This window comes from Zhongshania guokunii (assembly GCF_040892635.1).
Classification (GTDB): domain Bacteria; phylum Pseudomonadota; class Gammaproteobacteria; order Pseudomonadales; family Spongiibacteraceae; genus Spongiibacter; species Spongiibacter guokunii.
The window spans coordinates 12,937-26,925 of record NZ_JBFRYA010000006.1 but is presented as its reverse complement, the minus strand read 5'-3'; the positions used below and the strand labels follow the sequence as shown (position 1 = coordinate 26,925).

At 51.3% G+C, this 13,989-nt stretch carries 9 protein-coding genes; 1 reads left to right on the top strand and 8 read right to left on the bottom strand.

The window, feature by feature from the left end:
• Window positions 1–14: 14 nt before the first annotated feature.
• The 8 genes from gltB to AB4876_RS08110 form a co-directional block, all read right to left on the bottom strand.
• Window positions 15–4,463 (bottom strand): glutamate synthase large subunit, encoded by a 4,449-nt coding sequence (gene gltB / locus AB4876_RS08145; RefSeq protein WP_368381149.1) that lies wholly within the window; start codon window positions 4,461–4,463, stop codon window positions 15–17.
• Between the two features lie 174 nt (window positions 4,464–4,637).
• Entirely contained in the window at window positions 4,638–5,723 is a 1,086-nt protein-coding gene (aroB, locus tag AB4876_RS08140) for a 3-dehydroquinate synthase (RefSeq protein WP_368381148.1), read from the bottom strand.
• A 54-nt stretch (window positions 5,724–5,777) separates the two neighbouring features.
• Entirely contained in the window at window positions 5,778–6,314 is a 537-nt protein-coding gene (gene aroK, locus AB4876_RS08135; RefSeq protein WP_368381344.1) for a shikimate kinase AroK, read from the bottom strand.
• Window positions 6,315–6,320: 6 nt separating this feature from the next.
• Window positions 6,321–8,522: a type IV pilus secretin PilQ gene (locus AB4876_RS08130; protein WP_368381146.1), complete on the bottom strand. Its 2,202-nt coding sequence runs from the start codon at window positions 8,520–8,522 to the stop codon at window positions 6,321–6,323.
• A gap of 23 nt (window positions 8,523–8,545) precedes the next feature.
• A complete protein-coding gene (locus AB4876_RS08125; protein ID WP_368381145.1) occupies window positions 8,546–9,079 on the bottom strand; it encodes a pilus assembly protein PilP in 534 nt (177 codons plus the stop codon).
• On the bottom strand, window positions 9,076–9,696 hold the full coding sequence (locus AB4876_RS08120) for a type IV pilus inner membrane component PilO (RefSeq protein WP_368381144.1): 621 nt from the start codon (window positions 9,694–9,696) through the stop codon (window positions 9,076–9,078). Before AB4876_RS08120 ends, AB4876_RS08125 begins: the two co-directional genes overlap by 4 nt.
• A 12-nt stretch (window positions 9,697–9,708) precedes the next feature.
• Window positions 9,709–10,269: a PilN domain-containing protein gene (locus tag AB4876_RS08115; RefSeq protein WP_368381143.1), complete on the bottom strand. Its 561-nt coding sequence runs from the start codon at window positions 10,267–10,269 to the stop codon at window positions 9,709–9,711.
• Entirely contained in the window at window positions 10,269–11,336 is a 1,068-nt protein-coding gene (locus tag AB4876_RS08110; protein WP_368381142.1) for a pilus assembly protein PilM, read from the bottom strand. Before AB4876_RS08110 ends, AB4876_RS08115 begins: the two co-directional genes overlap by 1 nt.
• Window positions 11,337–11,506: 170 nt before the next feature.
• Between AB4876_RS08110 and AB4876_RS08105 the strand changes: the two genes are divergently transcribed.
• On the top strand, window positions 11,507–13,969 hold the full coding sequence (locus AB4876_RS08105) for a penicillin-binding protein 1A (protein WP_368381141.1): 2,463 nt from the start codon (window positions 11,507–11,509) through the stop codon (window positions 13,967–13,969).
• The last annotated feature ends 20 nt before the right edge of the window (window positions 13,970–13,989 follow it).

Here is a 13,989-nt window from a genome sequence, read left to right as displayed (position 1 = left end):
CTACTCGGCTTAGCTTATTCCGGACGTCTTCTGGTGGAGTCAAGCAAACGGCTGAGGCTCGCCGCCTTAGGCTTAATCATCCAGAACTTACCGATGTAGTCGTCAAAATTATCAAGTATATGCTGACCCCAAGCCGATCCAGTTTCAGTCACAAACTCTTGAATATTGCCGCGCAAGTGTGCCCGATAGGCCTCCATAGACTCAGAGGTAATCCGACACATTTCAACTAGCTCACTGTTATAGCGATCGACGAAGCGGTTGGCTTCATCGAGCACATAGGCGAAGCCACCGGTCATACCTGCACCAAAATTGACCCCTGTAGGACCCAATACGGTCACATTACCGCCAGTCATGTATTCACAGCAGTGATCACCAGCGCCTTCTACTACCGCATGGGCGCCAGAGTTCCGCACGCCAAAGCGCTCGCCGGCAATACCCGCGGCAAACAATTTACCGCCTGTAGCACCGTACAAACAGGTATTACCAATAATCGCGGTATCCTGGCTAGCAAACACGCTACCTTTGGGCGGGTAAATTACTAATTTACCGCCAGCCATGCCCTTACCGACGTAGTCGTTAGCATCGCCTTCCAAGAGCATGTTAAGGCCGCCCGCATTCCACACCCCAAAGCTCTGACCCGCAGTGCCTTTTAGGTTGAGGGTAACCGGTGCATCTTCCATCCCAAGATTGCCATAACGCTTGGCAATTTCACCGGACAGACGTGCGCCAATAGAGCGATCGCAGTTAGTAACAGCGAAATCTAATTCAATACCGGCTTTCGCTTCTATCGCCGGCAGCGCCGCGGCAACCATTGCCTCGGCTTTCTCGCCCTTGTCGAAAGGTGCGTTTAGATCCACTTCGCAGAACTCAGGCTGACCGGCCATTGCCGGATCTTTGTACAAGATCGGTGCCAAGTCGAGCAAGCCGTGTTTGTCAGTCTGGCCCTGTTTCTGTTCCATTAAATCGGTGCGGCCAATCAACTCAGCCATGGTGCGAATGCCCATGCTGGCCATCCACTCGCGGGTTTCCATTGCGATAAAGGTGAAGAAATTCATCACCATTTCCACAGTACCAATAAAGTGTTCATCGCGCAGACGTTCATCTTGGGTTGCAACACCGGTCGCACAGTTATTTAAATGGCAAATACGCAAGTATTTACAACCCAACGCCACCATTGGCGTGGTGCCAAAACCAAAACTCTCAGCACCGAGCATTGCAGCCTTAACCACGTCGAGGCCGGTTTTTAAGCCGCCGTCGGTCTGAACCCGCACTTTGCCGCGCAAGCCATTGCCGCGCAAAGTTTGCTGGGCTTCGGACAAACCGAGCTCCCAAGGCGAGCCAGCATAGCGAATTGAGGTAATTGGACTGGCCGCCGTACCACCGTCATAACCAGAAATGGTAATCAAATCGGCATAGGCTTTAGCAACACCCGCGGCGATAGTGCCAACACCGGGCTCAGATACCAACTTAACCGACACTAGCGCGCTGGGGTTAACCTGTTTAAGGTCAAAAATCAGCTGGGCCAAATCCTCGATAGAATAAATATCGTGGTGTGGCGGCGGTGAAATCAAAGTTACGCCGGGCACCGCATAGCGCAGGCGCGCGATCAAGGCGTTCACTTTACCGCCAGGCAGCTGACCACCCTCACCAGGCTTAGCACCCTGAGCGACCTTAATCTGCAGAACTTCGGCATTCACCAAATAGTGAGGGGTTACACCAAATCGCCCAGAAGCAACCTGCTTGATTTTAGATACCCGCTCAGTGCCGTAGCGCGCGGGATCTTCACCGCCCTCACCAGAGTTAGAGCGACCACCCAAGCGGTTCATTGCCGTTGCCAGCGCCTCGTGAGCTTCAGGGCTCAATGCACCCAACGACATACCCGCCGAATCAAAGCGGCGCAGCACACTTTCGATAGGCTCCACTTCGTCTAACGGTATCGGTTTAACGTCGTCTTTAATACCCAGCAAGTCCCGCAAGGTTGCCACGGGGCGAGTATTCACTAAGTCGGCGTATTTTTTCCAAACCGCGTAGTCACCGCTCTTAACCGCGTCTTGCAGAGTCATCACGACATCGGGGTTAAACGCGTGATATTCCTTGCCGTGCACGTATTTCAGTAGACCACCCTGATCTAGCGGCTTACGCGGCAGCCATGCGATGGTCGCCAAAGCTTCTTGATCGCGTTGCAATTCGGCATAACCTGCTCCAGCGATACGGCTAGCAACACCCTTAAAGCAAGTGTTCACAATTTCGTCAGCTAAACCGATAGCCTCAAATAACTGGGCACCACGGTAAGAAGCGATAGTCGATATGCCCATTTTGGACATAATTTTGAGCAGACCTTTATTAATGCCTTTGCAGTAATTGGTGTGCGCAGTTTGCTCGTCGCCGAGAATCGAGCCATCTTCCAACATATCGCTAATAACAGCGAAAGCCATATAAGGGTAGACCGCCGTCGCACCAAAACCAAACAAGCAGGCCATTTGATGAGAGTCGCGACCGCTGCCAGTTTCAACAACGATATTGGCATCGCAGCGTAAACCCTGTTTGATCAAGTGGTGATGCACGGCGCCCGTTGCCAGCAAGCTGTGAACAACCAACATGCCAGGTTCAATACCACGATCACTTAATAACAAAATAACTTTACCGCTGCGCACGGCGGCTTCAGCCGCTTCGGCAACAGCCGTCACTGCGTCTTGCAGTGAGGTCAATGCTGGGTCATACGCCAGTTCAATCCGCGCTAGAGGGTAGCGCGGCGAATCAACGTGCATCAGCCGGTCAAATTTATCTGGCGACAATACTGGGCTAGTCAGAATCAAACGGTCGGCGTGGTCAGCCGTTTGTTCAAAAACATTTTGCTCAGCGCCGAGCAACGTTTCCAAACTCATTACAATCGACTCCCGCAAGGGATCGATTGGCGGATTGGTAACCTGCGCAAATTTCTGACGGAAGTAATCGTATAGCGAGCGCTGCTGACGGCTCAGAACCGCCATCGGCGTATCATCACCCATCGAGCCAACAGCTTCGTTGCCGCTATCAGCTAAAGCAGATAATACCTGCTCGCGCTCTTCGAAGCTGACTTGGAAATACTTTTGCATGGCAACGAGGGTATCACCCTCGGGTAGTTCGGGACGATTACCCTGACCCAGCTGATCTTGCAGACGATTGCCGTTTTCGCGCAGCCACTGTTTATAGGGGTGTGCAGACTTCAGGCGATTATCCACTTCTTCGGTGTGAAGGACTTCACCAGTTTCAGTATCAACAACCAATATTTGCCCAGGCCCAACTCGTCCTTTGGCAACAACGTCGTCGGGCTGATAACCGTAAGTGCCAATTTCCGATGCCACGGTAATAAAACCGTCTTTGGTAATCACCCAGCGCGACGGGCGCAAGCCGTTGCGGTCGAGCATACACACGGCGTAACGGCCGTCGGTAAGCACCAAACCAGCAGGGCCGTCCCACGGCTCCATATGCATGGAATTGTATTCGTAGAATGCTTTTAAATCCGCATCCATGTGTTCAATATTTTGCCAAGCTGGCGGCACCAACATACGCACCGCGCGGAATAGATCCATGCCCCCAGCAACCAGCAATTCAAGCATATTATCCAAGCTCGAAGAGTCAGAGCCAGTGCGATTCACTAGCGGCATTAAATCTGCAACATCAGGCAGCAGCGGGCTGCTGAAGTTTTTGGTTCTCGCCTCTGCCCAGTTGCGGTTACCTTCAATAGTGTTAATTTCACCATTGTGGGCCAGCATACGAAATGGCTGGGCCAGCGGCCAGCGTGGACTCGTATTCGTTGAGAAGCGCTGATGGAATACGCATATCGCCGTTTCCAGCTCAGGGTTTGCTAGGTCTAGGTAAAAACGCGGCAAATCCACCGGCATCACCAAACCTTTATAGGCGATTACGTCGGCCGAGAGGCTACAGATATAAAAATCTGGATCATCTTTTGTCGCAATTTCCACTTCGCGGCGCACCACAAAGAGGCAAGTACGCAGCTGTTGGGTATCCATGCCCTCAACGTTAATGAACAACTGTTCAATGCGAGGCAGGCTAGACAGGGCGATTTCGCCGCACACCGTTGGATCGATAGCAACTTCACGCCAACCAGCAGGCTGTAAGTTGTTGTTTTTGAGGACAGCCTCAAAGGCTTCCCGAGCCGCTTTGGCACGCAGGGGATCTCGGCTCAAAAAGATTTGGCCAACACCATAGGTTGCCGTTAGCTCAACGCCATTTGCTTCGCGGGCCATAGTCCGCAGGAATGCATCGGGCTTTTTAAGCAGCAAGCCGCAGCCGTCACCGGTTTTACCGTCGGCAGCAATACCGCCGCGGTGCGTCATGCAGGTCAGCGACTCAATGGCAGTCTGCAATAAAGCGTGACTGGCGGTGCCCTGCATGTGAGCGATCAGGCCAAAGCCACAGTTGTCGCGCACATCTTCAGGTCTGTACAGGCCTGTACTCATAAAACGACTCTCGCAAAATTTACTAAGAAAAACAAAAAGATAGTCGGAAAGAATGTTTCAGGATTTTTCACATACCCGAAAAAAGGAGTGACATTCTACACGGACAGAGCATAAGCGACAAACTTAGCCCTGCCTCGCGGTCAATTTTTAAACAATTACCACCAATTTCGACAGCTAAGCACTGACGCCTGCAGCAAGCAAGACCTCGGTGATAATTTCGATAGAAGCCTCACTAGTTACCACTGCTTCGCCTAAGCCGACCAATAAAACAAGACGTAAGCGGCCGTCGACAACTTTCTTATCACGTCCCATTAACTGCAAAAATTGATCCACATTCATATTCGAAGGCGGCTCAACAGGCAGTCCAGCCTGCTCTAACAGCGCGACACCGCGAGCGGCAACATCTGGTGCCAACCAAGCCAACTTAACCGATAACGCCAAGGCCAGCGCTGTACCTGCTGCAACAGCTTCGCCGTGCAGCCAATTGCCATAACCTTCGGCGGTTTCAATGGCGTGACCAAAGGTGTGACCCAAATTTAAAATTGCGCGCCGCCCGCCTTCGCGCTCATCCTCAGCAACGACCGTCGCTTTATTTTCACAGCAGCGATATACCGCTTCGCTCAATAATTCGGCGTCGCGGGCCATCAAACCCGCTATGTTTTGCTCTAGCCACCCGAAAAACTCGGCGTCACAAATCAAACCATATTTAATGACTTCCGCCATGCCTGCGGAAAATTCGCGATCCGACAGGGTTTTCAACACGTTTAGATCAGCGAGCACGCAATTGGGCTGGTGAAACGCACCAATCATATTTTTACCCAGCGGATGATTTACCCCAGTTTTACCACCAACCGAAGAATCCACCATCGCCAACAAGCTAGTAGGTATCTGGATAAACTGTACCCCGCGCTGGTAGCAAGCCGCAGCAAAACCGCACATATCGCCAACCACCCCACCGCCTAAAGCGATTAATGTCGTGCTGCGATTGTGGTTATTGGCCAGCAGGGTGTCGAAAACCTGCTCGAGAACGGCCAAGGTTTTATGTGCTTCGCCATCTGGAAGTATTACTTCACAAACATTTTTCTCACTCAGCTGCGCCTTCAGGTCAGCCAAATACAGGGGGGCTATGGTGTCGTTACTTACAATGCACACCTGGCTGCCAGCAATATACTTCAGCCACAGCGCGCCATCAGCAAGGATGCCGGGCGCGATAAAGATGGGATAGCTACGCTCTCCCAGATCGAGTTCGAGGTTTTTCATTAATGACGTATCCGGGAAAAGAGTAAGGGGCACTAGACCGGGATACGGAGTATATCAATATTGTGCGCTGGGGTCGCCGGCGCCGAGCTGAGTACACAATTCCTGCACAACAGACTTTGGCGTGCGATTATCGGTTAGCACCGTGTAATCGGCAATCTCTTCGTACAACGGTTCACGCAACGCCATTAAATTGCGCAAGGTGGTACCTGGATCGCCGGTCTGCAATAAGGGCCGCTTACGATCCCGTGCAGTACGACGAATCTGCTCTTCTACTGAGGTTTTAAGGTAAATCACAGTACCGCGAGCAACCATTAATTTACGGCTGACACTGCGCAGCACTGCGCCACCACCGGTAGAAATAACCACCTGGGAGCCATCGCTTAATGCCGCCAGCATACTTTCTTCGCGGTCGCGAAAGCCCTCTTCACCTTCCATATCGAAGATCCAAGGGATATCAACGCCGCTACGCTCTTCAATTTCACGATCTACATCGCAAAACTCAAAACGCAAGGTCTCTGCAAGCAAACGCCCAATAGTACTTTTCCCTGCACCCATTGGCCCCACTAAAAATATTGCACCCGATTTCAACATCACCAATCAATCTACCAAGCTGTCGGCGAGAATTCGCGGTGTTATAAAAATCAAGGTCTCCTGCTTTTCACGAGTCACAGTTGTGGTCTTGAACAAATGTCCGAAGAACGGGATATCGCCAAGCAATGGCACCTTGGTTTCCGACTGCACATCAATTTGATCGTAAACCCCACCCAGTACCACGGTTTCCCCGTTACTGACCAGAACGCGGGTTTTTAACTCAGTGGTGTCAATTGTTGGCACTTGACCACCTAAACCGGTAGAAATAACCAACGAGCCGATAGTGTCCTGATTAATGGTTAAATCCATAATAATCCGGTCATCTGGGGTAATAATCGGCGTAACATCCAATTTAAGCACTGCCTCTTTAAATGCGATGGTGGTTTCACCATTCGCTGAGGACTGGGGGTAGGGAATTTCAGTACCGGACTTAATAACAGCCGGCTCTTTATCACCGGTAACAACCCGTGGCTGCGACACAATCTCGCCACGACCTTTCGACTCCAGTGCCGACAACTCTAAGTTCAACAATACATCTGGGCTAATAAAACCAAGAGCAAAAGAACCTGCCGCACCGGAAACACCCAAATCGGTAACCAAACCTGGCACTGCGTTATAGGTTGGCGAGCCCGCCGCTAATGCGCTCAGATAATTATTCTGGGTAGCTTGATCGCTAGCGATATCACCGTTGGCAGAATAAACCTTATCGCCATCTTGCTTAACGTAGGCACCGCCCCACTTAACCCCCAGCGAACGGTCAAAATCAGAGCTCGCGCGAACGATACGCGCCTCGATCTGCACCTGACGAACCGGCACGTCAATAAGGGATATCAAACGCCGAAACTCATCTAAGCGCTCGGCAGTTTCAGTAATTAATAAAGAATTGGTGCGCTCATCAACAATCACCGAGCCCCGCGGCGAAAGAATACTGCCGGTCGATGGGCCATCGTCATTGCCGTTGCCATTTCCATTATCCCGATCGCCATTGCGCGAAAATAGCTTGAACAATTCCGCTGCATCGGCGTAACGCACGCGAATAAATTCGCTTTGCAAAGGCGCCAATTCTTCAACTTGCTTTTGCGCTTCAATTTCTTGACGCTCACGTTCAGCAATTTCTGCGGCCGGCGCCACCATTAGTACATTACCAATCTGACGCTTGTCCAAGCCCTTAGTTTTCAGCACTAATTCCAGCGCCTGATCCCAAGGTACATTCTGTAAACGCAAGGTAATATTGCCCTTAACCGTGTCGCTGGCGACCAAGTTTAACTCGGTAAAATCGGCTATCAACTGCAGCACTGAGCGCACTTCAATATCTTGGAAATTAAGCGACAGCTTTTCACCTACATAGGCAAATTCGCGACGGCGGTCTGCCACTTCTTTTTTCGTTAGCGGCTTAACACTCACCACGTATTCAGTATCTGTTTGATAAGCTAAATAGTCGTATTCGCCCTGCGCTTCTAAGGATAATTTTGCACCCTTTTCACCCATACGAGCCTCAATTGATTTCACCGGCGTGGCGAAATCGGCTACATCAAAACGACGCTGCAAATTACTTGGCAGGCTAACTCCACCAAAATCGACTTTTATCTTAGAGCCTTCTACATAGACATTAATATCCGCCTTGGCATCGGCCAACTGAATCACTAAACGACCTTCGCCTTTATCGCCACGACGGAAATCCAAGTCGGTTATATTATTAGCTGCTGCCACCACGGGCTTCGAAGATGCGACCAGCGGGCTATTATATTTCTCTTTCAGATAGGCTTGGCCACCACCGCTGCCCACTTCGACAACCAACGTATTGCCTTCAGCCCGCGTCTGATAAGACGCCAGCTTAATCAGATTAAATACCACGCGAGTTCGATCTCTACCCTCTAACACCACTGCACTACTGGCATTATCGTAAGACAGAGGGAATTTCTTCTGCGACAACTTATTGCCGGTAGCCACTAGGTCCAGCGCAATCCGCGCTGGCTTTTCAATGGTATAGCCCTTCACATCGGGAGCCGGCCCGTCAAAACTAAGACGCGCCTCAAAGCTACCGCCCTGCAAAGAGTTAAATTGCACATCGGTCAAGTTCGCTGCTGAGGCGGCAATCGACGCCAACAACAAACACACCCCACTTAGGATCTGTCGCCCCATACGTGTGGTCGCGGCACCAGCGCGCTTGCACTGCATTGCGCCTTGTATTTGCATTCGGGTATTCATCTACTTCTCCGCCAATCGAATTCTTAATTACGGACTTTCAGTTCAAGGGAGCGCGGCCGTTCAACCCAACCATCCCCGCCGGTGGAAACAATCTCAATAACCGTCAGGTAATTCTCCGCAACCTCAATGATCTTGCCATAGTTCCGCCCTAGGTAATTATTTTTGCTCACCCGATGCACGCCGCCATCAGCGTCTTTCACCAGCGCCCACAATTTTCCGCTGAGCCGAACAGTGCCCACTACCGTCAAGGAATCAAGTGAGTATTGTTCCAAATATTCTTTTTCGCGCTTGGTGTCGGGCTTAACACTACTCGCCGCTTCAAGGCGAGCAATCTCTTTAACATCAACAGGGCGATTAAAAGGGGCGCGCAATCCCGATGCAGTATAGCTAAAGGCGCGATACGCTTTTAATGCTGGAATAGGGGGAATCTGCCCCGACGGTGCCGCCCGCTTTTCGGCCACAAAAGCATCGAGATCAGCGAATTCATTGTGGCCGCTACAGGCAGACAGCACCAACACCGCCAATATACCGAATGAGATACCGGAAAACTTGCTCATGAACCCGCCTCCGTATCTTTGTAGCGATAGGTTTTGGCGGTAATCGACATACTTTGCTGACTGCTGTCTTTGTTAGAGCTGATATTGTAATTATGCAAAGTTACTATGCGCGGCAAGCCGGCTATGCCACTCACAAACGCAGCTAAATCGTGGTAACTACCGCTGACCTTAATAGCGATCGGCAGCTCAACATAAAACTCTTGAACCCGCTCAGTCTGCAACTGAATACTACTAATTTCCAAACCGTTGGAAACAGCTTTTTCTGTCATATCTTCAAGTAAGCCAGGCACTTCGGTATCGACCGGCAACTGACTGAGCAAAATACCGAAAGACTCTTCCATTTCGGCCATCTGTTTTTTCAAGGGAATGAGCTTCGCCGCCTTGAACGCCTTTTTCTCAAAGTCTTGTTTGAGCTGTAATTCTTTAGCTTCGACCCCAGCCAATTTAACCCGCAGATCAGCCACCACGTAAAAATACCCACCGGCCAAACAGAGTACAAACACCACAAGCCAAGCTACCGCTCGAACCAGTAGCGGCCAAGCGCCAATATTCTCGACATTGAGTTCACCCAGATCAAAGCTTTTTAGCTCTTCAACTAATTCCTGCCACGCAGCCACCGCTATCGCTCCCTATTTCTCATCATCAGGCGCAGGCGCACTGATCTGGAAAGACAATTTAAAACTGCTGGCTTGGTCGCCATACGCCGAGGCCGCGCTTACCGCCGTCAAATTTGGGTCTGCAAACCAAGGCGAGGCATCGAGCTTACGCATCAAGCTCGATACGCGGTTATTAGATTCGGCAATACCTTCAACATTAATCCGCTTCTCATTGCGAACTACCGAGGTATAAAACAGACCATCTGGCAGGGTTCTCACCATTTCATCAAACACCCGCACAATTAAAGGCCGCGTGCCTTGCAGGTCTTGAATAATAGTCATGCGATCGAGCAATTGCTGACGCCGCTTTTCAAGGTCGCGGATTTCAGCCACTTCCTTGTTAATTTTAGTAATTTGACCCTGCAAATAATTATTGCGGGCTTCTTGATCGCTAATCGCACTATTAACGATCGACATTGCGAGGATAACCAGCAGCGCACCAAGCACCGCGACCCCGCCAAGCACCACAAGGAACTGCTGTTTAATTAGCTCGCGGCGCTCCTCGCGCCAAGGCAATAAGTTAATCGTTGCCATTAATCAAAACTCCTCAGTGCCAAACCGCAAGCAATCAGCATGGCCGGAGCATCACTGGTCAATTTAGTGGCGTCCACCCCCGGCGCGACTGACATCGCCGCAAAGGGATTGGCAACAATCGTATTAATGCCCAAGCGCTCCTGCACCAATTCAACCAAACCCTGCATCGCTGCAACACCACCCGCCAACAAAATAATATCGACACCGCTATATTGGCTGGCCGAATAGAAAAACTGTAGCGAGCGCGAGACTTGCTGAATCACAGCCTCGCGGAACGGAGCTAGAACCTCGCTGTCATAGTCATCGGAAAGTCCGCCCTGCTTTTTGGCCAAACCGGCTTCCTCCACGGTCAGACCATAGCGGCGCTGGATCTCTTCCGTTAGCTGGCGACCGCCAAATAATTGATCGCGGGTATACACGGTTTCACCGGCTACCACCACGCTCAGCGAGGTCATGCTCGCCCCTACATCAACTATGGCGACCACGGTATTATCATCACAACCTAACTGGCTCGCAATTAATTCAAAGCTGCGTTCAATGGCGTAGGCCTCAACATCCACTACTTTTGGCACCAAACCAGCAACTTCCAATGACTCACTGCGGGTATCAACATTGTCACGCCGACAAGCCACCAGCATTACATCGACTTGATCGGGATTGCCCTCCGACTCACCAAGAACTTCAAAATCCAGCGAGACTTCATCAAGGGGATAGGGAATATACTGATCTGCTTCTAGGGAAATCTGGGTTTCCATCGCATTATCGTGCAAGCCTGCGGGCATATGCAGGACCTTGGTAATAATCGCCGACCCCGGCACCGCGACAGCCGCTCGTTTGAGCTTGGTTTTCGATCGCGCATGCACTGCGCGCACGATTTCACCCACCGACTCAACGTCAGCAATATTTTTTTCGACCACAGACTGCGAGGGTAACGACATTACCGCGTAGCTTTCTACGCGATACTTATCGCCATTCCGGCTCAGTTCCAATAGCTTAACCGCACTGGAACTTATATCGATACCGAGCAGACTGCGGGAACTCTGACCGCCAAACAAGCCATCTAGCACTGTAATTTTCCTATTTACATCGTGGACTTAGGGCGCACTTTTATATACAAGATTAAATACCAGTGTATACCAATGCGCAAATAGTTATGAAAAAAAGACGCCGATAATGTCACAGATTTAGTTATCCTAGCCTTCGAATTTCTACCGACTTCTGGATTTACAGGAAAAATATGCCAAGCAAGACCCGTTTCATCCGTCTTTTCATCGGCCTAGGCGCGCTCGCCAGCTGCGGCGCCATCATGATTTTTGCCGCTGCCTTTCTTTATATTAGCCCGAAATTACCGTCCGTCGAGGCCTTGAGAGACATTCAACTACAAACCCCGCTGCGGATATATAGCGCAGATGGTAAGTTATTAGGTGAATTTGGCGAAAAACGCCGCTCTCCGATCAGTTTCCAAGAGGTGCCAGAGCTATTCATCAAAGCCTTCCTTGCCGCTGAAGACGACCGCTTCTATGTTCACCACGGCGTTGACGTTACCAGTTTGCTGCGCGCTGCATCCCAATTAATCACCAGTGGCAGCATCCAATCCGGCGGTTCCACCATCACCATGCAGGTCGCAAAAAACTATTTCCTCAGTCAGGAACGCACCTTTACCCGCAAATTTACCGAGATCTTCCTCGCCATTGAAATAGAGCGGGCCCTCAGCAAGGGAGATATCCTCGAACTCTATTTAAACAAGATTTTCCTCGGCAACCACGCCTACGGTATAGAAGCTGCAGGCCAAGTCTATTACGGAAAACCGATAAAAGAACTTAATCTAGCCCAAATGGCGATGATCGCAGGCTTACCCAAAGCCCCCTCAGCCTATAACCCAGTTGCTAACCCGCAGCGCGCCAAGGTACGACGCAACTGGATTTTGGGTCGCATGCTCAGCTTGGGCTACATCACTCAAAACGATTATCAAACCGCCATTGTTGAACCCATTAGCGCCAAAGCCTATGGCACTCAGCTCGATGTCGACGCGCCCTATGTGTCAGAAATGGTGCGCCTGCACATGCTCAGCACATACGGCAAGACCGCCTATGAAGACGGCTACACCGTTATCACCACGGTTGATAGCCACCTACAAGAAGTCGCCAATCACGCCCTGCTCGACGGCGTCGTTGAGTACGATACCCGACACGGCTACCGTGGCGCCGAACGTCACTGGAGCTTAAGTAAGGATATTGACGAGGAACAGCGCCAACGCCTAGCAAAAAAACTCGAGGAAGTGGGCAGTATTGGCGCTTGGCATCCAGCCCTGGTACTAGCGGTTGCCGAACAAAGCGCTACAGTTCTACTCGCCACCGGCCAGCAAACCACGCTGAACTGGGAACATGGCCTTAAAGGCACCGTGCGCTATATTAGCGAAGATCGAGTCAGCTATGCCCCAGAAACTGCGGGTGAACTACTCAAGGCCGGCGACGTAATTCGCTTGCGGATGAGTAGCGACGAGCCCCGCCACTGGGAACTGTCGCAACTGCCTAAAATTCAAGGTGCGCTGGTTTCATTAAATGCCGATAGCGGCGCCATTATCAGCCTTGTGGGCGGCTATGATTATCAAAAAAGCGCCTTTAATCGCGTTACCCAAGCCGAGCGACAGCCAGGCTCCAACTTTAAACCCTTTATTTACACCGCCGCCCTAGACAACGGCTTTACCCCTGCCACCATTATCAACGACGCGCCGATTGTGTTCGACGATGCCGGCTTGGGCAATACCTGGCGGCCCAGCAATGACAATGGCACATTTAATGGCCCCATGCGGCTGCGCAAGGCTTTGTATATGTCCCGCAACTTGGTATCTATTCGGGTACTAAGAGATCTTGGTATCGGCAAGGCTATCGATTATGTTGCCCGCTTCGGCTTCGACCCCAGCAAATTGCCACGCGACTTGTCTCTTGCGCTAGGCAGCCATTCACTGACACCGCTGGATATCGTCACCGGCTACGCGGTATTTGCCAACGGCGGCTACAAAATAAAACCCTACCTTATTGACCGCATTATCGACCGCGACGGCAACACCCTCTATCGCGCCGAACCGGAAATTGTCTGTCGCAGCTGCGGCAATGATAACGATGACGACAATGCCCATCACAGCATCGAAGCTGACTCCCTTGACGACATTATCAATCGCGGCAGCGACATGACCCAAGCCAACTTTGCCAAGCGAGTACTCAGTGAAGAAGTAGCATTTCTGATCGACAGTATTCTGCAAGATGTCATCACCCGCGGCACCGGACGCAAAGCACTAGTGCTAAACCGCAGCGATGCGGCCGGTAAAACCGGCACCACCAACGGGCCTACCGATGCGTGGTTCTCCGGCTACAGTGGCGGCGTAGTGACCTCGACATGGGTCGGCTTTGACCAAAACCACAATCTTGGCCGCCGCGAATACGGCGGCTCGGTAGCGCTACCTATTTGGATTGACTACATGAAGGAAGCGCTCTTAAACAAGCCTGAGCGCCACCTAAAGCAGCCAGACAGTATTATTTCGGTGCGAATTGACCCCGATACCGGCAACCTTGCTCACCCTGGGCAAGCGAACGCCATCTTCGAATTCTTCCGCAGTGAAAATGCGCCCAGCGAAGGCTTCAACCAACCACAAAGCCCCTACGGTGGCAGTGCTGGTGACGACCCAATCGAAATATTCTAACGCCAAGCCCGAAACGAAGT

What these genes read in the sequence shown, in the direction of transcription:
- gltB (WP_368381149.1), bottom strand. Translation starts at nt 4,463, where the DNA reads ATGAGTACAGGCCTGTACAGACCTGAAGATGTGCGCGACAACTGTGGC.
- aroB (WP_368381148.1), bottom strand. Translation starts at nt 5,723, where the DNA reads ATGAAAAACCTCGAACTCGATCTGGGAGAGCGTAGCTATCCCATCTTT.
- aroK (WP_368381344.1), bottom strand. Translation starts at nt 6,314, where the DNA reads ATGTTGAAATCGGGTGCAATATTTTTAGTGGGGCCAATGGGTGCAGGG.
- AB4876_RS08130 (WP_368381146.1), bottom strand. Translation starts at nt 8,522, where the DNA reads ATGAATACCCGAATGCAAATACAAGGCGCAATGCAGTGCAAGCGCGCT.
- AB4876_RS08125 (WP_368381145.1), bottom strand. Translation starts at nt 9,079, where the DNA reads ATGAGCAAGTTTTCCGGTATCTCATTCGGTATATTGGCGGTGTTGGTG.
- AB4876_RS08115 (WP_368381143.1), bottom strand. Translation starts at nt 10,269, where the DNA reads ATGGCAACGATTAACTTATTGCCTTGGCGCGAGGAGCGCCGCGAGCTA.
- AB4876_RS08105 (WP_368381141.1), top strand. Translation starts at nt 11,507, where the DNA reads ATGCCAAGCAAGACCCGTTTCATCCGTCTTTTCATCGGCCTAGGCGCG.